This window comes from Streptomyces sp. R33 (genome assembly GCF_041200175.1).
Taxonomy (GTDB): domain Bacteria; phylum Actinomycetota; class Actinomycetes; order Streptomycetales; family Streptomycetaceae; genus Streptomyces; species Streptomyces katrae_B.
On record NZ_CP165727.1, the window covers coordinates 940,782 to 961,616 of the forward strand.

Here is a 20,835-nt window from a genome sequence, read left to right on the forward strand (position 1 = left end):
CCCACCATCACCAGAAGGCCCCACATGTCCCCCGACACCCCCCTCCTGTCCCGCCTGCGCACCCTCCTCACCGACCACGCCGACGTCCTGCACACCGACCCCGAGACCCTCGCCGCGCACGCCCGCGACGCCGCGCCGTTCTCCGAGGCCGGCACGCCCGCCGTCGTCGCCTTCCCGCGCACCGCCGAGCAGGTCCGGCACATCATGCGCACCGCGTACGAACTCGGCGTCCCCGTCGTCCCGCAGGGTGCCCGCACCGGTCTCGCGGGCGCCGCGAACGCGATCGACGGCTGTGTCGTCCTGAGCACCGCCCGGATGGACCGCATCCTCGAGATCGATCCCGCCAACCGGCTCGTGCGCTGCGAGCCCGGCGTGGTCACCAAGCGCCTGAACGACGCCGCCGCCGAGTACGGGCTCTCGTACCCGCCCGACCCGGCGTCCTGGGAGCACTGCACGATCGGCGGGAACATCGCCACCGGCGCCGGCGGCATCTGCTGCGTCAAGTACGGGGTCACCGCCGACTACGTCCGCGGCCTCGACCTCGTCCTGGCCGACGGCCGCCGGATGCGGACCGGACGGGACACCGCCAAGGGGGTCGCCGGCTACGACCTGACCCGGCTGCTCGTCGGCTCCGAGGGCACCCTGGCCGTGATCGTCGGCGCCACGCTCGCGCTGCGTCCCGTACGGCCTCCCGCCCTGGCCCTGCTCGCCCAGTTCCCGACCCTGACGGCGGCCGGGGACGCCGTCGCCGCGATCACCACGGCCGGGCACGTCCCGTCCGCCCTCGAACTCCTCGACCGGGCCACCTCCCAGGCCGTCGCCGACCACGGGCACCCGATGCTGACCCCGGGCGCCGCCGCCACGCTGATCATCGAGAGCGACACCGCCGACCCCGGCCGGGACCTCGCGGCGATGGCCCTCCTGTGCAAGGAGGCCGGGTCCCGGAACCTGGTCACCGCCTCCAGCGCCGAGGAGTCCCGGCAGGTCATCGAGGCCCGGCGGCTGGTCACCCCGGCCCTGGGGGCGTTCGCCGCCACCCTCGGCGGGAGGCCGACCGCCTTCATCGAGGACGTGGCCGTGCCCCGCTCCGAACTGGCCAAGTTCATGGGCACCATCGAGGAGATCGCCGTACGGAACCGGCTGCGGATCTTCACCCTCGGCCACGCGGGGGACGGCAACCTGCACCCGACCGTCGTCTTCGACGAATCGGACGCGGACGAGTTCCGCCGAGCCCAGACCGCGTACGACGACATCATGGCCGCGGGCCTGGCCCTCGGCGGCACCAGCACCGGTGAGCACGGCATCGGCACCCTCAAGCGCGAATGGCTGACCCGCGAACTCGACCCGGTCAGCCTGGAGCTGCAGCGCGGACTCAAGCGCCTCTTCGACCCGAAGAACCTGCTCAACCCCGGCAAGGTCGTGGAGGCATGACCGAGGCCACGGAACGCACCGCCGCCACAACCGCCGCCGGAACCGACGGGACCACCGCCGGGACCCCGGCCGAGGCCGCCGGCCGGGCCCCCGCCCTGGCCGTACCGCGGCCCGCCCGGGCCGGGCGCGCCGAGACCGTCCGGTTCGCCGCCACCCACACGCTGCCCGCGTTCGTCCGCGGGGCCTTCCACCTGCGGCCCCGGGTCGTGGCGGCGTACGCGGCCCTCGGCCAGCAGGGCTGGTCGGCCGCGACCCTGCGGGCGATGCGGGCCCGGCACGGCGGGGCGCCCGTGGAGGTGCGCGGCCTGTCGGGGACCCTGCTGGTCCTGCTGGACCACGCCGACGTCCGGCGGTTCTACGAACTGCCGGTGCGCACCCTCGCCATGGACGCGCCCGACAAGTACAAGGGCCTGTCGCTGCTGGAGCCCACGGGCGTCATCTGCTCCCACGGCGACACCCGCGAGGAGCGCCGGCGCGTCAACGACGAGGTGCTCGCGGCCGACCGGCCCGTGCACCCCTCGTGCACGGACTTCCAGGCCGTCATCGCGCAGGAGGCGCCCGCCCTGATCCAGGGCTCCGAGCTGGACTTCCCGCTGCTGCGCCGGACGGTGGCCCGGATCGGGCGCAGGATGGTCCTCGGCGACGCGGCCGCGGGCGACGAGGAGCTCGCCCGGTGGCTGCTCGCGATCCGCGAGGAGGCCAACTGGATGCGGATGCGCAAGGGTCGTGCCGTGGCCGCCGAGGCGCTGTACCGCAAGGCCGCCGCCCGCGTCGAGGAGTACGCCGCCCGGGCGGAGCCGTACACCCTGGCCGCGCTCGCCCGCAGCCACCCGGCCGCCGCCGGACCGGACGCGGCCGCGCTGGACGCGGTGGGCCAGGCCCACCACTGGCTGCTCGCCCTCGACACCGTCGCCCCGATCGTGGCCCGCACCCTGCTGCTGCTCGCCGCGCATCCGGCCGAGCAGGAGGCCCTGCGGTCCGAGCTGGACGGCGGGGGCGCGGAACTGCCCCGGCTGCGGGCCTGCGTGGAGGAGACCCTGCGGCTGTTCCCGATCGTGCCGGACCTCGTACGGGTCACCCGGGCCGAGACCGAGTGGCGCGGGGTCCACTATCCGGCGGGGACCGTGGTGCTGGTGCCCGCCCTGTTCCACCAGCGGGATCCCGAACACGTCCCGGCGGCCCACCAGTTCGTGCCCGCCCGGTGGCTGCGGCCCGGGGCGGCCCAGGACACCCGGATGGCGCCGTTCAGCCACGGCGGCGGGCGCTGCCCGGGTGAGCACCTGGGCGTGCTGACGGCGGCCCTGCTGACCGCGGCGGTACTGCGGGGCCACCGGGTCGCCGGTGGCAGGCCCTCGGTGGATCCCTGCCGTCCGCTGCCCGGCATCCTCTCCTCGGCCGGCATCCGGCTCACCCTCGCCCAGCGCTGACCACGTGCGGCGGCGCGGGACCGGCAGCCGCCGGGCCCCGCGCCCGCACGGCCGTCAAAGCTCCCCACCACGCCCCCGGAGGGCACCTGCATGACCGATGCCATGACCCCCGTCACCGGGCAGGAACCGGAGATCGACTCCCTGCACCACCTCTGCCGCCTGCTCGCGGAGGCCGCCGAAGGGGTGGGGGACGCCTCCCGGTACGCGTCCGAACTCGCCCTCGGCTCGCGGCTGCCGCGCACCGCCCGCGGCGCCGCCGCCTGGCGCACCCTGCTGCGGACGATCACCGACCCGAAAGGGCTCGGCTGGGCCCCGCGCGGCCGCGGGCTCGCCGGGATCGGCTGGCTCGCCGGGGTGTTCACCAGCCGCGAGAGCCTCGCGGTGAGCCTGGCCGTGACGGGCCTCAAGGCCCGGATCCGGGCCGCCGCCGTGACCCACCCCGAGCTGCTCGGCGACCCCGACACCGGGCGCGTGCTGAGGGCCGTCGAGGGGGACCGCCAGCGGGAGGCGATCCGCGTCTTCCGTTCCCTGCTCGGCAACAAGGGCGCCGAGCGCGCCTTCGCCCTGCTGGCCCCCTCGTTCGCCGACATCCTCGCGTGGAACGCCCTCACCGACGAGAACCCCCTCAACGACGCGGCGGGCTGGGAGGTCGCCACCGGCCGCACCCTGACCGGCTCCGAGCCGGTCCTCGGCGTCAGCGCACGGGTCTGGGCCCTCCTCGACCGCGGCCCCGGCCGGGCCGAACCGTTCGTGCCCTCCCCCCGGCTCGCCGAGTGCCTCGACACCACCGGCACCATCGCCGGGTACGTCCGCAACATCGACGCGGTGGGCACCGATGGAACGCTGCTGGTCCAGCAGGTCGTGGGACCCGACGGCGTCCAGCGGTACGTCGTCCAGCTCGCCGGCATGGCCGGCGTCAGCGACGAGAGCCCCCAGGACCTGCTGGGCGCGGTGCACGCGGTCGCGAGGCCGGCCACCCCGTACTCGAGGGCCGTCGCCAAGGCGCTGCGCCAGTTGATCCCCTCGGGCTGCGAACTGGCCCTGGTGGGCCACAGTCTGGGCGGGATCACCGCCATGAACCTGGCCGCCGACCGGGACTTCTGCGGCATCCACCAGGTCACGCACGTCGTGGCGGTCGGCTCCCCCATCGACGGCAAGCGCCCCGCCGATCCCCGGACGCGGGTCTACTCGCTGGTCAACGAGCACGACGTGGTGCCCAGCCTGGAGGGCCGCTCGTCGGTCTCCCCGTACGCGCTTCCGGCGCAGTTCACCGAGTTCACCTGGACCGACGACACGCACGCCTTCCCGCTGTGCCATGCCGCCGAGCGGTACGCGCACAACCTCGAGTACGAGGTTGCGGAGGCGAGCGCGCTCGTGGACGCGGACCTCGCGCCCTTCCGGGGCCGGGTGACCGACACCCGCTTCTTCCGGCTCTACGACCGCTGACCGCGGCGCCGCCCACCCCGCCCCGCCCATCCCTGTCCGCCGACCGCTGAGGAACACCCATGACCGACTCCACCTCCACCGAGCAGACCGCGGCCCCGCGCGAGGGGACCCCGGCGGCCCCGGCCGCCGACGCGGGCGTCCCCGCGCAGGCCAACCGCCCGGGGCCGGCCCCCGCGTACGGCCCGCCCGGGCTCCTCGAACGCCTCGGCTCGGCCGCCTTCGCCCGTGTCAACCGCACCCGCGAATGGCACGAACTGCCGCTCCCCCTCGGGCTGCTGAACCTCCGGGTGCTCCGCGACGACCTGCGCCGCAAGAACCTGTACGACACGTACGACGCGGGCGGGGAGCGCCGCAGGCGTCCGACCCCGGCGCTCGCGCCCTACCGCTCGTACGACGGCTCGGGCTACGACCCGTACGACGAGGACATGGGCCGGGTCGGCACCCGGCTCGACCGCAACGCCCCGCTGCACCTGGTGTTCCCCGACTCCGACGAGGAGCTGATGTCGCCGAGCCCGCGCGAGATCAGCAGGCAGCTGCTGGCCCGCAAGGGGTTCGTGCCCGCGCCCACGCTCAACCTCCTGGCCGCCGCCTGGATCCAGTTCGAGAACCACGGCTGGGCCAACCACGGCGACAACGAGGAGGCCGAGCCGTTCACCGTCCCGCTCGCCGAGGACGACGACTGGGCCGAGCACGGCGGCACCTGCCCGATGCGCGTGAACCGCACCCGCCCCGACCCGGTCGCGCACACCGCGGCCGACGTGCCGCCCACGTACGAGAACACCGTCACGCACTGGTGGGACGGCTCGCAGGTCTACGGCTCCGACGAGGCCCGCTGCCGGGCGCTGCGCACGGGCGAGCACGGGCGGCTCATCGTCGAGGACGGCCGGCTGCCCGCCGATCCCCGGCCCGGGAAGTCCTGCCTGGACTGGACGGGCATGAACAGCGACTACTGGGCCGGCCTGTCGCTGCTGCACACGCTGTTCGCCAAGGAGCACAACGCGATCTGCGACTACCTGCGCGCCCACTACCCGACCTGGGACGACGAGCGGCTCTTCCACACCGCGCGGCTGGTCAACACCGCGCTCATGGCGAAGATCCACACGGTGGAGTGGACGCCGGGCATCCTCGACACCCCGGTGCTGCGCCGCGCGATGGACGCCAACTGGTACGGGGTGCTGCCGCGCTGGGTCAGCCGGACGTACGGACGCGTCGGCAAGGGCGAGATGCTCAGCGGAATCCTGGGCTCCGCGACCGACCACCACGCGGCGCCGTTCTCGATGACGGAGGAGTTCGTCTCCGCGTACCGGCTGCACCCGCTGATCCCCGACGAGCTGGCCGTCCGCGACCACCGCGCGGGCGCGGTGCGCGCGACGATCGGCTTCGACGAGATGCAGGGCAGGGCCACCCGTTCGTCGGTCGACGCGTACGGCATGAGCGACCTCTTCTACAGCTTCGGCACCGCCCACCCCGGCGCCCTCGTCCTGCACAACCACCCGGACGCACTGCGCAATCTGGCCCGGCTCACCGGCGAGCACATCGACCTGGGCACCGTCGACATCCTGCGCGACCGCGAGCGCGGGATCCCCCGCTACAACGCGTACCGGCAGATGCTGCGCAAGCGCCCGGTCACCTCCTTCGAGGAGCTGACGGGCGGGCACCCGGGCGACACGCCACTGCTCAAGGAGCTGTACGAGGGGCGCCTGGACCGGGTGGACACGCTGGTCGGCAATCTCGCCGAGCCGCGGCCGGCCGGGTTCGGCTTCAGCGACTCGCTGTTCCGGATCTTCATCCTGATGGCGAGCAGGCGACTCAAGAGCGACCGCTTCTTCACCACCGACTACCGGCCCGAGGTCTACACCGCGGAGGGCCTGGATTGGGTGGACCGGAACGGCATGGTGTCCGTCCTGCTGCGCCACCACCCCGAACTGGCCCCGGCCCTCGACGGCGTGACCAACGCCTTCGCGCCCTGGAGGGCCCTGTGACCGCCATTCCCGCGCCGCGCACGGAGCAGCAGCGGTACGAGCCCGCCGAGGGGCTGCGGGCCCACTCCGCGGCGCTGCTCCGGCACGCGGAGCGGCTGAGGGCGGGGGCCGTGGCGCTGGACTGGAAGGGTCCGCAGGCCGAGGCCTTCCGGTGGCGGATCGAGGCCCTGGCCGACCGCTGCGCGACGGCGGCGGCCGGCCTGGCCCGGTCCGCGGAGCAACTGGACGCGGCCGCACGCACCCGCTGACGGCGGCGCTCAGACCCGGCGGTGGCCCGGGCTGCCGGGCCCGGCTGCGGCGAGCGCCTCGGCGACGAGGCGCCGCAGGTGCTCGTCGGTCAGGGCGTAGACCACGCGGCGGCCCTCCTTGCGGGTGGTCACCAGCCCCGACATCCGCAGCCGGGCCAGGTGCTGGCTGACGGCCGGCCGGGCCGCTCCCACCGCCGCGGCCAGGGTGCCGACATCGGCCTCCTCCGAGGCCAGGGTGTGCAGGAGGGCGAGGCGGGTGCGGTCGGCCAGCAGGCCCAGGATCCCCGCCGCGGCCTCGAACGCCGGCGGGCCCGGTTCTTGCGGGTGCGAACCCTGCGCAGGTGACAGGTGCATGCGTGCGCTCATACGCACACAATAGGCGGGTGGACGCGTGCGTCCACCCTGCCCTGTCGTCCTCGTCGGAAGCGAGCGCGCTGTGAGCCACCACCACGAGCACCACCACGGGTCGTTCCGGGCGCGGCTGCGGCACCGGCGCTCGCACCTCGCGCACGCGTTCACCCCGCACGGCCACGCGGCGTCCGACAAGGTCGACCCGGCGCTGGAGACCTCCCGCCAGGGCATGCGCACGCTGTGGCTGTCCCTGGGCGTCCTGGGCCTGACCACGGCCGTCCAGGCCGGCGTCGTCGCCGTGTCCGGGTCGGTGGCCCTGCTCGGCGACACCGTCCACAACGCCGCCGACGCACTGACCGCCGTACCCCTCGGCATCGCCTTCGTCCTCGGCCGGCGCGCGGCGAACCGCCGCTACACCTACGGCTACGGGCGCGCCGAGGACCTGGCCGGCATCGTCGTCGTCCTCACCATCGCCGCCTCCTGCGCCCTGGCCGGCTACCAGGCCGTGGACCGGCTCCTGCACCCCCGCGAGATCACCGGGCTGTGGGCCGTCGCGGGCGCCGCGGTGGTCGGTTTCCTCGGCAACGAGTGGGTGGCCCGGCTGCGGATCCGCACCGGCCGCCGGATCGGGTCCGCGGCGCTCGTCGCGGACGGGCTGCACGCCCGCACCGACGGGTTCACCTCCCTCGCCGTCCTGCTCGGCGCGGGCGGCACGGCGCTCGGCTGGAAGAGCGCCGACCCGATCGTCGGCCTGCTCATCACCGCGGCCATCCTCCTCGTGGTGCGGGATGCCGCCCGCGAGGTCTGCCGGCGCCTGATGGACTCGGTCGATCCGGCCCTGGTCGACACCGCGCACGACGCGCTGCTCGGCGTGAGCGGCGTACGGGGCACCGGGCAGGTCCGCATGCGGTGGATCGGGCACGCGCTGCGCGCCGAAGCAGACATCGTCGTCGACCCGCACCTCACGGTGGTGCAGGCACACGCCCTGGCCGTCGAAGCCGAGCACGCGCTCATCCACGCCGTTCCCCGGCTGACCGCCGCCACCGTCCACATCGACCACACCGCCGACCGCGGCGACCCGCACGCGGTCCTCGCGCACCACGGCGGCCGGTGAGGAACGGACGACCGGACCGGTCAGGATTCGAGAAGCGCGGGCCCGGTGGCCGCGGCTAGCGTGGCCGTCATGGACGTCACCGTCTCCCACCCCGCGACTTCAGGAGCGACCATGACCGGCTCTTCCACCCAGGGAATCAAGACCGTGCTGCATCCCGTCTCCGACCTGGCGAAGGCCAAGGCGGTCTACGCCGCGCTGCTCGGCGTGGAGCCGCAGGCCGACTCGTCGTACTACGTCGGCTTCGAGGCCGAGGGCCAGCACATCGGACTGGTGCCGGGCGGCGGACCGCAGGGCATGACCTCGCCGGTGGCCTACTGGCACGTGGCGGACATCGAGGCGAAGCTCGCCGAGGTGACCGCCGCGGGCGCCACCGTGAAGGAGCCCGCGCACGACGTCGGCGGCGGCCGCCTGGTGGCCACCTTCACCGACCCCGACGGCAACGTGCTCGGGCTCCTCCAGGACCGCTGAGGACCGGACGTACGGGCCGGAAGCTGGTTGGATCGAGCCGGGCGACGAAGACGGAGACCACGAAGGCGGCCTCCGCTGAGCAGATGGAGACACGATGAGCAAGGCCACGGGGACGGATGCGCAGTCGCCTGCGCTGCACGGCGCCGACAGCCATGACCTGATCCGCGTGCACGGCGCGCGCGAGAACAACCTCAAGGACGTCAGCATCGAGATCCCCAAGCGCCGCCTCACGGTGTTCACGGGCGTCTCCGGCTCGGGCAAGAGCTCCCTGGTGTTCGACACGATCGCCGCGGAGTCGCAGCGGCTGATCAACGAGACCTACAGCGCCTTCGTACAGGGCTTCATGCCGACGCTGGCGCGGCCCGAGGTCGACGTCCTCGAAGGACTGACGACCGCGATCATCGTGGACCAGCAGCGGATGGGCGCCGACCCGCGCTCCACCGTCGGCACCGCCACGGACGCCAACGCGATGCTGCGCATCCTCTTCAGCCGGCTCGGCACCCCGCACATCGGCCCGCCCAGCGCGTACGCCTTCAACGTCCCCTCGGTCCGGGCGAGCGGCGCGATCACCGTCGAGCGCGGTGCCAAGCAGACGGTGAAGGCGACCTTCAACCGCACCGGCGGCATGTGCACCCGCTGCGAGGGGCGCGGTTCGGTCTCGGACATCGACCTCACCCAGCTGTACGACGACTCCAAGTCGCTCTCCGAGGGCGCGTTCACGATCCCCGGCTGGAAGTCGGACAGCCAGTGGACCGTACAGGTCTACGCCCAGTCCGGCTTCGTCGACCCGGACAAGCCGATCAGCAAGTACACCAAGAAGGAGATGCAGGCCTTCCTGTACGGCGCGCCGGTCAAGGTGAAGGTCAACGGGGTCAACCTCACCTACGAGGGGCTGATCCCCAAGCTGCAGAAGTCGTTCCTGTCCAAGGACAAGGAGGCGATGCAGCCGCACATCCGGGCGTTCGTGGAGCGGGCGGTCACGTTCACCACCTGTCCCGAGTGCGACGGCACCCGCCTCAGCGAGGGGGCCCGGTCCTCGAAGATCAAGCGGATCAGCATCGCCGACGCCTGCGCGATGCAGATCAGCGACCTGGCCGAATGGGTCCGCGGCCTCGACGAGCCCTCGGTCGCGCCGCTGCTCGACGCGCTCCGGCAGACCCTCGATTCGTTCGTGGAGATCGGGCTCGGCTACCTGGCTCTGGACCGGCCGGCGGGCACGCTGTCCGGCGGTGAGGCGCAGCGCGTCAAGATGATCCGCCATCTCGGCTCCTCGCTGACCGACGTCACGTACGTCTTCGACGAACCCACGGCGGGCCTGCACCCCCACGACATCCAGCGGATGAACGACCTGCTGCTGCGGCTGCGGGACAAGGGCAACACGGTGCTCGTCGTGGAGCACAAGCCGGAGATGATCGCGATCGCGGACCACGTCGTCGACCTCGGCCCCGGCGCGGGTCAGGCGGGCGGCGCCGTCTGCTTCGAGGGCACCGTCGAGGGGCTGCGGGCCGGCGGGACGCTCACCGGCCGCCATCTCGACGACCGGGCGGCCGTCAAGGAGAAGGTGCGTACGGCGACCGGCGCGCTGGAGATCCGCGGGGCGACGGCGAACAACCTGCAGGATGTCGACGTCGACATCCCGCTCGGGGTGCTCGCGGTCGTGACCGGAGTCGCCGGCTCGGGCAAGAGCTCGCTCGTCCACGGATCACTGCCCGGAAAGTCGGGGCCTGCGGGCGAGGAAGTGGTGTCGATCGACCAGACCGCGATCCGCGGCTCGCGGCGGAGCAACCCGGCGACGTACACCGGGCTGCTCGAGCCGATCCGCAAGGCGTTCGCGAAGGCCAACGGCGTGAAGCCGGCGCTGTTCAGCGCCAACTCCGAGGGCGCCTGCCCGACCTGCAACGGCGCGGGCGTCATCTACACCGACCTGGCGATGATGGCCGGGGTCGCCACGCCGTGCGAGGAGTGCGAAGGCAAGCGCTACCAGGCATCGGTGCTGGAGTACCACCTCGGCGGCCGCGACATCAGCGAGGTGCTGGCGATGTCGGTGACCGAGGCCGAGGAGTTCTTCGGCGGCGGCGAGGCGCACACCCCGGCCGCGCACCGCATCCTGGGCAGGCTCGCCGACGTCGGGCTCGGCTACCTCAGCCTCGGCCAGCCGCTCACCACCCTGTCCGGCGGCGAGCGGCAGCGGCTCAAGCTGGCCACCCACATGTCCGACAAGGGCGGCGTCTACGTCCTCGACGAGCCGACCAACGGCCTGCACCTCGCCGACGTCGAGCAGCTGCTCGGCCTGCTCGACCGGCTGGTGGACTCCGGCAAGTCGGTCATCGTCGTAGAGCACCACCAGGCGGTCATGGCGCACGCCGACTGGATCATCGACCTCGGCCCCGGCGCCGGCCATGACGGCGGCAAGATCGTCTTCGAGGGCACTCCGGCCGACCTCGTCGCCGCCCGCTCCACCCTCACGGGCGAGCACCTCGCGGCCTACGTCGGCGCCTGACCCGGACCCGCACCGCCCGCCCGGCTCTCGGAGCCGGGCGGGCGCGCGTCAGCGGCGTGTATGGACTCGGCCCTTTTCCGTCAAGGTCGCGTCAGGGACCGGCGCGGAGGACGGGCGGGCGGGGATAGCTTCGGTGTCGCGCCCCGGACTGCCTCCCCGCACTCGGGGCGTCACCCGTCGCTGCTTGCGGTTCCTCAGGGAGGGCCCCATGTGTCTGTTCCGGTACGAAGACGATCCCGAGCCCGAGGAACGGGTCCCGGCCGGGCTCCTGTACGTGCCCGTCCGGCCGGGAAGCGGAGCCGGGGCCGTGATCCGGCTGTTCCGTACTCCGCTGGGCGCCCGTACGGCCGTCGGATTCACCAGTACGGGGCGGCTGGCCGCCACGCTCGGCGAGGGTCAGGGCTGGATCCGGCTGTCGGAGTCGGTGCTGCGTGAGCTGTGCGTGCCGCTCGGCGCGAGCCTGATCACCGTCGACCCGACGCTGTCTGCTGCGGCGGCCGCTCCGGCGGCTGCTCCGGCGGCTGCGGCCGCGCCGCTCCAGCCGGGCCGGCTCCCGGTCCAGGCCGTCTGAGGGGGAGAGTTCCATGACCACTGCCACTCTGTCCGAGATCGCCGCGGGCGCGGACGAGCTGTCCGTCTGGCCGGCATCGACGACCCGTCTCCCGCACGGCGGCCTCGCCGTCGGCGGGGTCTCGCTGGCCGAGATCGCCGACCGCTTCGACACCCCCGCCTACGTACTGGACGAGGGCGAGGTGCGCGCCCGTTGCCGCACCTACCGCGATGCCTTCCCCGACGCAGAAGTCCTCTACGCCGCCAAGGCCTTCCTCTCCCGCGCCATGGCCCACCGCATCGCCGAGGAAGGCCTCGGTCTCGACGTCTGCTCGGCCGGCGAACTCGAACTCGCCGTCACCGCCGGGTTCCCGCCGGAGCGCATCCTCCTGCACGGCAACGCCAAATCGCCCCGCGACATCGACACCGCACTGCGCCTCGGCGTCGGCCGGATCGTCATCGACAGCCCCTCCGAGATCGCCCGCCTCGCCGCCGCCGTCGGCCCGAACGGACACCAGAAGGTCCTGGTCCGCGTGGTGCCCGGCATCTCGGCCGGCGGCCACGAGAAGATCCGCACCGGCACCGACGGTCAGAAGTTCGGCTTGTCCCTCACCGACGGCTCCGCCCAGCACGCCATCACCCGCATCCTCGGCCAGCCCCCGCTCGAACTCGTCGGCCTGCACTGCCACATCGGCTCCCAGATCACCGACGCGAAGCCGTACCTCTGCGCCCTGCGCCGCATGGTGGGCCTCATGGCCCGCATCCGCGACACCCACGGCATCGCGCTCCCCGAGCTCGACATGGGCGGCGGCCACGGCATCGCCTACCGCCCCGGAGAGCCCGCACTCGACCTCACCACCCTCGCGCGCCGGCTCCGCGCCGAGCTCGTGGCGAGCTGCGCAGCGGCCGGACTTGCCGTCCCCCGCCTCACCATCGAACCCGGCCGTGCCATCGTCGGCCCCGCCGGAGTGGCCCTCTACCGTGTCCTCGCCGTGAAACGCACCGGGGAGCGGGTGTTCGTGGCCGTCGACGGCGGCATGAGCGACAACCCCCGCCCGGCCCTCTACGGGGCGCGCTACGCACCCCGCCTCATCGGCCGCCACTCCACCGCCGAACCCCACGCCGCCACCGTCGTCGGCCGCCACTGCGAGGCGGGAGACGTCCTCGCCGCCGACGTCGAACTCCCCGGCGACATCCACCCCGGAGACCTCCTCGCCGTGCCCGTGGCCGGGGCCTACCAGCAGTCCATGGCGTCGGGCTACAACATGGTCGGCCGCCCCCCGGTCGTCGCGGTCGACGACGGCACGGCCCGGCTCCTCGTACGCCGCGAGACCCTCGACGACTTCCGCCGCCGCGACATCGGCGACTAGCGAGAGGGGCGGGAACCGGCCGGTCCGCCGACCGACCGGTTCCCGGTCCGATCGCCGGCAGCGGGCCTCCGGGCCACCATGGAGGCAGATCGCTCGTACGGGGGACCCCGCCCGGGAGGCGCCGATGGTGCACACCGATGGAGCAGCTGCGGACGTCCTGGTGGCAGGCGCCGGCCCGGTCGGGCTGACGGCGGCCGCCGAGCTGCGGCGGCGGGGGATCGCCTGCCGGATCGTCGACCGGCTCCCGGCGAGGCTGCCGTACGCGAAGGCGGTGGGGATCCAGCCGCGGACCCTGGAGATCTGGGACCGGATGGGCTTCGTGCAGACCGCCCTCGAGGCAGCCGTCCCGATGCGCGGGCAACTGACGTACGTGAACGGCGTGGAGCAGCCCCGGCTCGACCTGGTGCTGCCGCCGGAGGTGCCGTACGGATTCGCCGCGCTGCCGCAGTACGAAACCGAGCGGATCATCGAGGAGTTCCTGGAGCGCTTCGGTACGCGCATCGAGCGGGGCACCGAGCTCGTGTCGTTCGTCCAGGACGCGGACGGGGTGACCAGCCGGCTCACCACTCCCCACGGGGAGGAGGAGGTCAGGACCCGCTTCCTGGTGGGCTGCGACGGCGCGCACAGCATCGTCCGCAAGGGGCTCGGCCTGACCTTCGAGGGAGGCGCCTTCCCCGAGGAGTACATGCTCGCCGACGTGGAGGTCGACTGGGACCTGCCGTACGCGTACGGGGTGCGGGCCATGCACCACGACGCCTCGGGCGCCGTCGACGACGTGCTGGTGTGCATCCCGCTGCCGGGCGACCGCCGCTACCGGGTGTCGATGATGGTGCCGCCCGAGCTCTCCGCCGCTCCGCCCGAGGGCGGCGACGGGGTGGTGCACGGCCTGGAGGGCAGCCGCGCCCCCGAACTCGCCCATGTCCAGGCGGCCTTGGCCCGGCTGTCGCCGCAGCCCACCACCGCGTCGGCCATGCGCTGGTCGTCCGTGTTCCGGATCAGCCACCGGCTGGTGGACCGGTACGGGCACGGGCGGGTCTTCGTGGCCGGCGACGCGGCGCACATCCATCCGCCGACCGGCGCGCAGGGCATGAACACCGGGATCCAGGACGCCTGGAACCTGGCCTGGAAGCTGGCGCTGGCCGTGGAGGGGGCCGCGGCTCCGGGGCTGGTCGCGAGTTACGACGCCGAGCGCCGACCGGTGGGCGAGGAGGTCGTCGGCCGTACCGTCCGGCACGCAGCCGAGGGCGTCCAGGCGGATCCGGAGGACGCGCAGACGCTGATGCAGCGCCAGGCCCAGCTGCTCGTCGGCTACCGGGGCAGCCCCGTGGTGCAGCGGGCGGACGCCGGCGCGGGCGACGGGCCGCAGCCCGGCGACCGGGCGCCGGACTGCGGCGGGCTCACCGGGGACATCGCCGCCTATGCGCTGCGGCTGTACGACCTGCTGCGCGGCCGCGAGCACGTGCTGCTGCTGTACGGGCCCGGCCCGGCGCTGGACGGCCTCGCCGAACTCACGTCCGCGGTTCGGGGCTTCGCAACGGGCCGGGTCGGGGTGTGCGCGATCCTCACGGACACCGAGGCGGACCGGCCGGCGCCGGTGCCCGTGTACCGGGACGGCCGGGGCGAGTTCGCCCGGATGTACGGGGTACGGGAGCCGGCGGCGTTCGTGGTCCGGCCGGACGGTTACCTCGGCGCCAGGCTGTGCCCGCCGACCGCTGCGGGGCTGCTCGCCCACTTCTCGGCCGTGTTCGCGGGCTGAACGGGCCCGCTGAACCCCTTGGCGAGGAGCCGTACGGCCAAGGTCACCTCCCACGCGAACACCGGGAGGGCGGCGAGCGATCCGGCGACCGAGACCTGCTCGTAGAGGCCGAACAGCACGGCGGTCGCCGAGGCGCAGATGAGGGCGCCGCCGACCAGTCCCAGTACGGCGACGGGCCGCGGGACGAGCCGGGAGCGGTACATCAGACAGGCCAGGACGAGGGTGTTGGCGCCCAGGACGAAGTTGGGGCCGAAGAGGAACGTCCAGTCGTGGATCGCCACGAGCGTGTGGGCGGCCGTGACCAGGGACGGGGCGTCGGCGCCCGCCGCTCCCGCGGCGTCCCTGCGCAGCGTCACCACCGACAGCACGCTGATGATGCCGACGACGATGACGGCGGCCTCCAGCAGCCGCCCGCAGACGTAGCCGAGCGCGGCGCCTTCGTTCTGCCTCCTGACGACCGGGTACAGGGCAACCCCGGTTCCCGTGACCGCCAGCGCGAGGACGAACTCGAACAGCGCCCCGAGGAACACCCGGGAGTCGGCGCCGGCGCCGAGGACGTAGTCGGCGTCGTGCAGCACGGGGCCGTAGAGCGCGAGCCCGCCGATCGCGGCGGCCTCGGTGACGAGGAACAGCACACCCGTCACGACGGCGATTTTCCTGGTTGAGCTCATGCGGAACCGACCCCTCTGCCTAGGTGTACGGCGTACACCTGAGCCGTACGTTAGGTGTACGCCGTACACTCGTCAAGCCGGGGATCCCGCCCGGGCACGGGCCACGAGGGAGCTGATCGAGATGACCCCGCAGACGGAGGCAGCGCCCCGGGCGCCCCTGAGCAGGGGCCGGGTGCTGAGCGCCGCCGTCGCGCTGGCCGACGGCATCGGCATCGAGGCCCTGAGCATGCGCAGGCTCGCCCAGGAGCTGGGCGTGGTGCCGATGGCGCTCTACAAGCACGTCGCCAACAAGGAACAGCTCCTGGACGGCATGGTGGAGACCGTGGTGGGCGAGATCGACCCCCCGGCCCCCGGATCCCACTGGCAGGGGGCGGTCCGGCAGCGGATCCTCTCGGCGCGGGCGGCCCTGCTGGGGCACCCCTGGGCGGCTCAGGTGATCCGGTCACGCACCGGCCCGACCCCGGCGGTGCTCGCGTACATGGACTCGGTGATCGGGATGTTCCGCGGCGGCGGCTTCTCGGTCGATCTCACGCACCACGTGATGCATGCGCTGGGCAGCCGCGTGCTGGGCTTCACCCAGGAGCTGTTCGACGCCGCCGCCCCGGGCCCCGGTCCCGAGGGGCGGCCGGCCGTGCCCCCGGAGGCCGCGGCGGCCTACCCCCACGTCACGGAGCTGGCCATGGCCGCCGCCCACGACGGGGATTCCGTCGTGGGCGGCGGCTGTGACGATCAGTTCGAATTCGAGTTCGCGCTGGATCTGCTCCTGGACGGCTTCGAACGCCTCCGGGAGCAGGGCTGGACATCGAGCGCCCGGCGCTCGCGCTCGGGCGGTGGCCTGATCGCGTAGGCTCGGCCAATGGCCAAGTACTTCGACGTGCACCCCGACAATCCTCAGCAGCGCACCATCGGCAGTGTCGCTGACAGCATCCGCTCCGGCGCGCTCGTCGCGTACCCCACGGACTCCTGCTACGCGCTGGGCTGCCAGCTCGGCAACCGTGACGGCCTCGCCCGGATCCGGTCCATCCGCAACCTGGACGACCGCCACCACTTCACGCTGGTGTGCCAGGACTTCGCCCAGCTGGGCCAGTTCGTGCAGATCGACAACGACGTGTTCCGGGCGATCAAGGCGTCCACACCGGGCAGTTACACCTTCATCCTGCCCGCGACGAAGGAAGTGCCGCGCCAGCTGCTGCACCCCAAGAAGAAGACGGTCGGTGTCCGCATTCCCGACCACGCGGTCACCCAGGCCCTGCTCGCCGAGCTGGGCGAGCCGCTGCTGTCCAGCACCCTGCTCCTGCCCGACGAGCCGGAGCCGCTGACGCAGGGCTGGGAGATCAAGGAGCGGCTCGACTATCTGGTGGACGTCGTGGTCGACTCGGGCGACTGCGGGACCGAGCCGACCACCGTCATCGACTTCTCCGGCGGCGACGCCGAGATCGTCCGCCGCGGAGCGGGCGACACCACGCGCTTCGAGTGACGCCGCCCGGCGCCCGTGCGGACAGGCGGGTCAGCAGCCGAAGTCGACGCGCCGGAACGTCGCGTAGTGGTCGGCGGTGTAGTAGTCCTCCTCCCACTGCTGTCCGGTGATGATCCGGCGCGCCCCGCGGGTCGGCGAGCCCGGGGTCACGACCGTGTACTCGTGGTAGTAGCCGCTGCCGTGGAGCGGCAGCAGCCGCTCACGGTTCTGGAAGACGACGCCGTCCTGGGAGTAGGGGAACGGACCGCCCTCGTCGATGAGGTCGAGGGTGTGGTGCGCCTGGGACGGCAGCGCCGAGTAGCAGACGCTGCCGACCGCTGCCGCGGAGGCGGCCGCGACGGAGACGGGTGCGGAGGCGGGAGCGGGAGCCGCAGAGGCGGCCGGTCCGGTGAGGAGCGCGGCGGCGACCGCCGCGGCGCCGGCGAGGGCCACGAAGCGTGGGGGGATTCTCATGCGGCCCATGATGACGCGCGTAGAGCAGTGGCCGTCAACGCCAACTCCGTTGAGTTTCCTGCCTGTTCACCGAGGATGCGCAGCCCTTGGCACGGATGCCGCCGCCGCTTCACACGGACGCAACCTGAGCACCGTGCGACACAGGTGGCAGGATGATCACCAGTCGACCGAGAGAGGTGCCGCACCATGGCCGTCGTCCACCGGACCACGATGACCCCGGGCAAGCTGGAGCTGCTCGCTTCCTGGCTTCCCACCCAGCCCTGGTACCAGCGCCCGGACGCGGGAAGTGCGCCGCAGCCGGCCAAGGCCGGGGGCTTCCGGCTCGACGACCCGCAGGGCGAGGTCGGGATCGAGTTCATGGCGGTCACCGACGGTGCGGGAGAGCAGCCGGTCACGTACCTCGTGCCCCTCACCTACCGCGGAGCCCCGCTCGACGGAGCGCAGCACGCCCTCATCGGCACCTCCGAGCACGGGGTGCTGGGGCGCCGGTGGATCTACGACGGGACCCACGACCCGGTCCTCGTCGACCGGTTGTACGCGCTCGTGCTCGGCGAGGCCGAGGCGCAGGCCCAGAGCGAGAGCGACAGGCCCGACCCGTCCGTCACGGGCTGGTCCGCGGACGCCGGCCGCCCGGGGCCGCTCTCGGTCCTGGAGGTGTCCGCCGGACCGGACACCTCCGACGTGCGCGTGCAGACCTCCGCCGGGAAGCTGACCATCAGCGTCCAGCGCGTCCTGCGGCCCGTACCGGCGCAGGCCGACCCCGCCACCGGGCAGCTGCTGGGGCACGTCACCGCGGACTGGAGCCTGCCGGACGGCACGAAGGCCCGCGGCCGGTACGCCGTCGTCCACGCGTAGGCGGCGCGCGGCGGGCGCTGCGCGCATCATGGAGGTGGGGGACGCTCTTTCGCCCGGCAGAGGAGGGCGCGGATGAGTTCCGAGCGCTACGAGCTGGTGTTTTCCGAGGGACCGGACACGAGCGAGGACGTCGTCGTGGTGACGGCCACCGGCCAGGCCGGTCCGGGCGGCCACCCTGTCTACACGGATGCGACCGGCATCGTCCGGGCGGAGATCAGCGACCAGGAGGAGGTACGCGTCCTGGCCTCCGGCGGCAGCCAGAACCCGGCCCGCGTGGTCCGGGTCCGGCCGCTGCCCTGAATGCGCGCTCTCGGCCGGGCCGGCAAAGGGCGGGCCGGCCGCAGACGTTGCCGCGTTGCCGTGTAGCCCTGTTGCCTGTTGCTCCGTTGCTCCGTACGAGTTCTCTTGCGTGCCCGTTCGGTCGCACCCTCCGAGCGCATGATCATCATTTAGCCGCGCAATCGTTTTGATACTCCCATCGGGCCGTGGGCGAGCTGGGAGGGCTGCGTGGTGATGTCATCGACGCACCGTGGACAACAGGAGCGAAAGGCGAGACGGGCACGGAGGATCAGGCTGTGGAGTGCGGTGGCCGCCGTGACCGGCGCCGTCCTCGTCGTCGTCGCGGCGCCGGACCGGGCGCCGGAGCAGGACGGCAAGGGGTCGGCGGACGGCGGCCCCGACGCCTCCGTGACCCTGCTGGTCGGCCGGGCCCTGGACGAGGGGGACGGCGGCATCGCCGCCCGGTGCACGGTGGAGGGCTTCCGGGACGGCCTGTGCACCGGCTGGCGGCAGCAGCGCGTACGGGCCACCGCCGGGGGCGCCGGGTCGGTGCTGCGGGGGCCCGCGTCCCGGGAGGCCGCCGGGGCGGTTCGTACGGTCGTCCTCCCCACGAACGCCGGCGGTCCGCTCGAGATCGGGCTCGCCGAGGCGGGGCAGCTCACGGATGTCACCGTCCGCGACGGGCACGGGCGCTACGTGGCCGGCGCGCTCGCCCCGAAGAACCGCCACTGGGCCAACACCGAGCCGCTGCGCGCCGGCGAGCTCTACACCGTACGGGTCGGCGCCCAGGACGCGGCGGGTACGCCGGTCGGCGCCACCATGGCCTTCCGGACCGCGCCGCCCCCCGACGGGGGCAGGCTCACGGTGGAGTTCGGGCCGAGGCCCGGGACGTACGGCGCGGGGCAGATCGTGACCGCCGCCCTGAGCCGGCCGGTTCCCGCCACCGACCGGACCGCGCGGGCACGGGTGGAGCGGGCGCTCCAGGTGACCTCGGAGCCGGTGGTCGAGGGCGGCTGGCACTGGGTGGACGACTCGACGCTGCACTACCGGCCGCGTACGTACTGGCCGGCGCACGCCGAGGTGCACGTGACGAGCGGTCTCGACGGGGTCGAGGTCGGCGCCCACGGCTACGGCGGCCCCTCGGACTCCACGGAGTTCACCATCGGTGACCGGATCGAGGCGGTCACCGACTCCGCCGCCCACGAGATGACCGTACGCCGCAACGGCCGGGTCATCCGGACGATCCCGGTCACCACCGGAAAGGAGGGGTTCCGGACCCGCAGCGGCGTCAAGGTGGTGCTGCGCAAGGAGTACCAGGTCCGGATGCGCGGGGACACCGTCGGCATCAAGCGCGGCACGAGCGAGTTCTACGACCTGCCGGTGTTCTACGCGACGCGGGTCACGTGGAGCGGCGAGTACGTGCACGCCGCGCCCTGGTCGGTCGCGTCGCAGGGCGAGGAGAACGTGAGCCACGGCTGCACCGGCATGAGCACGGCGGACGCCGCCTGGTTCTTCCAGACGGTACGCGAGGGGGACATCGTGCAGGTGGTGAACAGCGGCGGCGAGCCGATGGCTCCGTTCGACAACGGCTTCGGCGACTGGAACCTGGACTGGCGGTCCTGGCAGGCGGGCAGCTCCCTCACCTCCGCGCCCGTCCCGTCGGTGGCGCACCAAGCCTCGTCCCGGCTGCGGCCGCTGACATGACGGCGCGATGAGGTACGCGCCGCACCCGGCGGATCCGCCGGGTACGGCGCATACCGGGTCGTCAGGGGTGCCTCGGTGTGGGGCAGACCTGCCAGGCGAGGTGGTAGAGGGTGCTCACGCTCGCGTCCGTGGAGTCCATGGCCATGAAGCTGGTGGAGGTCTGCGGGTTGGACGTGCCCGCATTCACGCGCAGTTCCGTATTGATGTTGAAGTTTCGTTTCTCTCCGCACGGCGCCCAGACCAGATCCGCGTACTCGGTCTTGTCGCTCGCCTGCCAGTTGTCATTGTGCGGCCCGTTGAACTGATGGGTGCGCTGAGTGGTCTGGGGCATTCCCTGGAAGTAGTAGTTCGCGCGTTCCTGCCCCCATGCGCCGGGCTGGAGAAATGCGAATCCGCGGTAGTCCGCCTGGACGATCGCGTAGGTGAATCCCGAAGGAACGTGGACGCGGAGATTGAGCTGGCAGTTCTTGCGGAATGCCGTCGGCGGCGCACCGGGGCCCACCTGGGCGAGGTATTCACTGTAGGTGACCGTGAAGGCGGTGTTGTCCGGGGCGACGGCCACCTCGGCGGTGCCTTCGCGACAGCCGGATCCGTTGACCGTGGCGAGTTCGATCACGATCTTGTCCGGGGGTGCGGTGATCTGCGGGGTGGGACCGGCGGCTCCGGCGGACGTCGTCGCCGAGGCGATCAGCACGGCCGCCGCGCCGCCGGTGAGCAGGGTACGAGACAGGGAAGGAGACATCGTTGTCACTCC

The 20,835-nt window shown here is 73.1% G+C and carries 20 protein-coding genes; 16 read left to right on the top strand and 4 right to left on the bottom strand.

Features of this window, described 5'->3' with window-relative positions; genetic code table 11:
* The first annotated feature begins 24 nt into the window (after nucleotides 1–24).
* From AB5J51_RS04765 to AB5J51_RS04785, 5 genes are all read left to right on the top strand, one after another.
* Nucleotides 25–1,431, top strand: coding sequence for an FAD-binding oxidoreductase (locus AB5J51_RS04765; protein WP_369776937.1), 1,407 nt, complete (start codon nucleotides 25–27; stop codon nucleotides 1,429–1,431).
* Nucleotides 1,428–2,858, top strand: a complete 1,431-nt coding sequence (locus tag AB5J51_RS04770; RefSeq protein ID WP_369776938.1) for a cytochrome P450 — start codon at nucleotides 1,428–1,430, stop codon at nucleotides 2,856–2,858. The genes AB5J51_RS04765 and AB5J51_RS04770 overlap by 4 nt, the downstream gene beginning before the upstream one ends.
* A gap of 90 nt (nucleotides 2,859–2,948) precedes the next feature.
* Entirely contained in the window at nucleotides 2,949–4,304 is a 1,356-nt protein-coding gene (locus AB5J51_RS04775) for an alpha/beta hydrolase (protein WP_369776939.1), read from the top strand.
* 59 nt (nucleotides 4,305–4,363) lie between these two features.
* A complete protein-coding gene (locus AB5J51_RS04780) occupies nucleotides 4,364–6,286 on the top strand; it encodes a peroxidase family protein (RefSeq protein WP_369776940.1) in 1,923 nt (640 codons plus the stop codon).
* The gene (locus AB5J51_RS04785; protein WP_053789235.1) at nucleotides 6,283–6,534 is read left to right on the top strand and encodes a hypothetical protein; all 252 of its coding nucleotides are present in this window, start codon (nucleotides 6,283–6,285) and stop codon (nucleotides 6,532–6,534) included. Before AB5J51_RS04780 ends, AB5J51_RS04785 begins: the two co-directional genes overlap by 4 nt.
* A gap of 9 nt (nucleotides 6,535–6,543) precedes the next feature.
* Here AB5J51_RS04785 and AB5J51_RS04790 read toward each other — a convergent pair whose 3' ends face one another.
* The gene (locus AB5J51_RS04790; protein ID WP_168724395.1) at nucleotides 6,544–6,900 is read right to left on the bottom strand and encodes a helix-turn-helix transcriptional regulator; all 357 of its coding nucleotides are present in this window, start codon (nucleotides 6,898–6,900) and stop codon (nucleotides 6,544–6,546) included.
* Between the two features lie 70 nt (nucleotides 6,901–6,970).
* Between AB5J51_RS04790 and AB5J51_RS04795 the strand changes: the two genes are divergently transcribed.
* The 6 genes from AB5J51_RS04795 to AB5J51_RS04820 all read left to right on the top strand — a co-directional run bounded on the left by AB5J51_RS04795 (nucleotide 6,971) and on the right by AB5J51_RS04820 (nucleotide 14,642).
* A complete protein-coding gene (locus AB5J51_RS04795) occupies nucleotides 6,971–7,999 on the top strand; it encodes a cation diffusion facilitator family transporter (RefSeq protein ID WP_369776941.1) in 1,029 nt (342 codons plus the stop codon).
* A 111-nt stretch (nucleotides 8,000–8,110) separates the two neighbouring features.
* On the top strand, nucleotides 8,111–8,467 hold the full coding sequence (locus AB5J51_RS04800) for a VOC family protein (protein ID WP_053789233.1): 357 nt from the start codon (nucleotides 8,111–8,113) through the stop codon (nucleotides 8,465–8,467).
* 94 nt (nucleotides 8,468–8,561) lie between these two features.
* The gene (locus tag AB5J51_RS04805) at nucleotides 8,562–10,967 is read left to right on the top strand and encodes an ATP-binding cassette domain-containing protein (RefSeq protein ID WP_369776942.1); all 2,406 of its coding nucleotides are present in this window, start codon (nucleotides 8,562–8,564) and stop codon (nucleotides 10,965–10,967) included.
* A 208-nt stretch (nucleotides 10,968–11,175) separates the two neighbouring features.
* Nucleotides 11,176–11,538, top strand: coding sequence for an SAV_915 family protein (locus AB5J51_RS04810; protein WP_369776943.1), 363 nt, complete (start codon nucleotides 11,176–11,178; stop codon nucleotides 11,536–11,538).
* Between the two features lie 13 nt (nucleotides 11,539–11,551).
* On the top strand, nucleotides 11,552–12,886 hold the full coding sequence (gene lysA, locus AB5J51_RS04815; RefSeq protein WP_136226787.1) for a diaminopimelate decarboxylase: 1,335 nt from the start codon (nucleotides 11,552–11,554) through the stop codon (nucleotides 12,884–12,886).
* Nucleotides 12,887–13,010: 124 nt separating this feature from the next.
* On the top strand, nucleotides 13,011–14,642 hold the full coding sequence (locus tag AB5J51_RS04820; protein ID WP_369776944.1) for an FAD-dependent monooxygenase: 1,632 nt from the start codon (nucleotides 13,011–13,013) through the stop codon (nucleotides 14,640–14,642).
* Here AB5J51_RS04820 and AB5J51_RS04825 read toward each other — a convergent pair.
* The gene (locus AB5J51_RS04825) at nucleotides 14,567–15,313 is read right to left on the bottom strand and encodes a DUF4386 domain-containing protein (protein WP_136226785.1); all 747 of its coding nucleotides are present in this window, start codon (nucleotides 15,311–15,313) and stop codon (nucleotides 14,567–14,569) included. The genes AB5J51_RS04820 and AB5J51_RS04825 overlap by 76 nt on opposite strands.
* A gap of 121 nt (nucleotides 15,314–15,434) precedes the next feature.
* Here AB5J51_RS04825 and AB5J51_RS04830 point away from each other — a divergent pair, with 121 nt between their 5' ends.
* Nucleotides 15,435–16,160, top strand: coding sequence for a TetR/AcrR family transcriptional regulator C-terminal domain-containing protein (locus tag AB5J51_RS04830; protein ID WP_369776945.1), 726 nt, complete (start codon nucleotides 15,435–15,437; stop codon nucleotides 16,158–16,160).
* A 9-nt stretch (nucleotides 16,161–16,169) separates the two neighbouring features.
* On the top strand, nucleotides 16,170–16,790 hold the full coding sequence (locus AB5J51_RS04835; RefSeq protein ID WP_053789226.1) for an L-threonylcarbamoyladenylate synthase: 621 nt from the start codon (nucleotides 16,170–16,172) through the stop codon (nucleotides 16,788–16,790).
* Between the two features lie 30 nt (nucleotides 16,791–16,820).
* Here the strand turns inward: AB5J51_RS04835 and AB5J51_RS04840 are convergent, their stop codons facing one another.
* Entirely contained in the window at nucleotides 16,821–17,243 is a 423-nt protein-coding gene (locus AB5J51_RS04840) for a ribonuclease domain-containing protein (RefSeq protein ID WP_133895807.1), read from the bottom strand.
* Between the two features lie 186 nt (nucleotides 17,244–17,429).
* Between AB5J51_RS04840 and AB5J51_RS04845 the strand changes: the two genes are divergently transcribed.
* The 3 genes from AB5J51_RS04845 to AB5J51_RS04855 all read left to right on the top strand — a co-directional run bounded on the left by AB5J51_RS04845 (nucleotide 17,430) and on the right by AB5J51_RS04855 (nucleotide 20,081).
* Entirely contained in the window at nucleotides 17,430–18,098 is a 669-nt protein-coding gene (locus tag AB5J51_RS04845) for a 1,4-alpha-glucan branching protein (RefSeq protein WP_136226781.1), read from the top strand.
* A gap of 72 nt (nucleotides 18,099–18,170) precedes the next feature.
* On the top strand, nucleotides 18,171–18,398 hold the full coding sequence (locus AB5J51_RS04850) for a DUF6296 family protein (protein ID WP_053789223.1): 228 nt from the start codon (nucleotides 18,171–18,173) through the stop codon (nucleotides 18,396–18,398).
* Nucleotides 18,399–18,683: 285 nt separating this feature from the next.
* Nucleotides 18,684–20,081: an Ig-like domain-containing protein gene (locus tag AB5J51_RS04855; protein ID WP_369776946.1), complete on the top strand. Its 1,398-nt coding sequence runs from the start codon at nucleotides 18,684–18,686 to the stop codon at nucleotides 20,079–20,081.
* Nucleotides 20,082–20,142: 61 nt separating this feature from the next.
* Here AB5J51_RS04855 and AB5J51_RS04860 read toward each other — a convergent pair whose 3' ends face one another.
* The gene (locus tag AB5J51_RS04860) at nucleotides 20,143–20,811 is read right to left on the bottom strand and encodes a DUF4360 domain-containing protein (RefSeq protein WP_030293684.1); all 669 of its coding nucleotides are present in this window, start codon (nucleotides 20,809–20,811) and stop codon (nucleotides 20,143–20,145) included.
* Between the last annotated feature and the right edge of the window lie 24 nt (nucleotides 20,812–20,835).

Coding starts and splice junctions, on each gene's coding strand:
- AB5J51_RS04780 (WP_369776940.1), top strand. CDS start 4,364: ATGACCGACTCCACCTCCACCGAGCAGACCGCGGCCCCGCGCGAGGGG.
- AB5J51_RS04810 (WP_369776943.1), top strand. CDS start 11,176: ATGTGTCTGTTCCGGTACGAAGACGATCCCGAGCCCGAGGAACGGGTC.
- AB5J51_RS04825 (WP_136226785.1), bottom strand. CDS start 15,313: ATGAGCTCAACCAGGAAAATCGCCGTCGTGACGGGTGTGCTGTTCCTC.
- AB5J51_RS04790 (WP_168724395.1), bottom strand. CDS start 6,900: ATGAGCGCACGCATGCACCTGTCACCTGCGCAGGGTTCGCACCCGCAA.
- AB5J51_RS04835 (WP_053789226.1), top strand. CDS start 16,170: ATGGCCAAGTACTTCGACGTGCACCCCGACAATCCTCAGCAGCGCACC.
- AB5J51_RS04805 (WP_369776942.1), top strand. CDS start 8,562: ATGAGCAAGGCCACGGGGACGGATGCGCAGTCGCCTGCGCTGCACGGC.
- AB5J51_RS04845 (WP_136226781.1), top strand. CDS start 17,430: ATGGCCGTCGTCCACCGGACCACGATGACCCCGGGCAAGCTGGAGCTG.
- AB5J51_RS04770 (WP_369776938.1), top strand. CDS start 1,428: ATGACCGAGGCCACGGAACGCACCGCCGCCACAACCGCCGCCGGAACC.
- AB5J51_RS04850 (WP_053789223.1), top strand. CDS start 18,171: ATGAGTTCCGAGCGCTACGAGCTGGTGTTTTCCGAGGGACCGGACACG.
- AB5J51_RS04840 (WP_133895807.1), bottom strand. CDS start 17,243: ATGAGAATCCCCCCACGCTTCGTGGCCCTCGCCGGCGCCGCGGCGGTC.
- AB5J51_RS04830 (WP_369776945.1), top strand. CDS start 15,435: ATGACCCCGCAGACGGAGGCAGCGCCCCGGGCGCCCCTGAGCAGGGGC.
- lysA (WP_136226787.1), top strand. CDS start 11,552: ATGACCACTGCCACTCTGTCCGAGATCGCCGCGGGCGCGGACGAGCTG.
- AB5J51_RS04820 (WP_369776944.1), top strand. CDS start 13,011: ATGGTGCACACCGATGGAGCAGCTGCGGACGTCCTGGTGGCAGGCGCC.
- AB5J51_RS04765 (WP_369776937.1), top strand. CDS start 25: ATGTCCCCCGACACCCCCCTCCTGTCCCGCCTGCGCACCCTCCTCACC.
- AB5J51_RS04800 (WP_053789233.1), top strand. CDS start 8,111: ATGACCGGCTCTTCCACCCAGGGAATCAAGACCGTGCTGCATCCCGTC.
- AB5J51_RS04775 (WP_369776939.1), top strand. CDS start 2,949: ATGACCGATGCCATGACCCCCGTCACCGGGCAGGAACCGGAGATCGAC.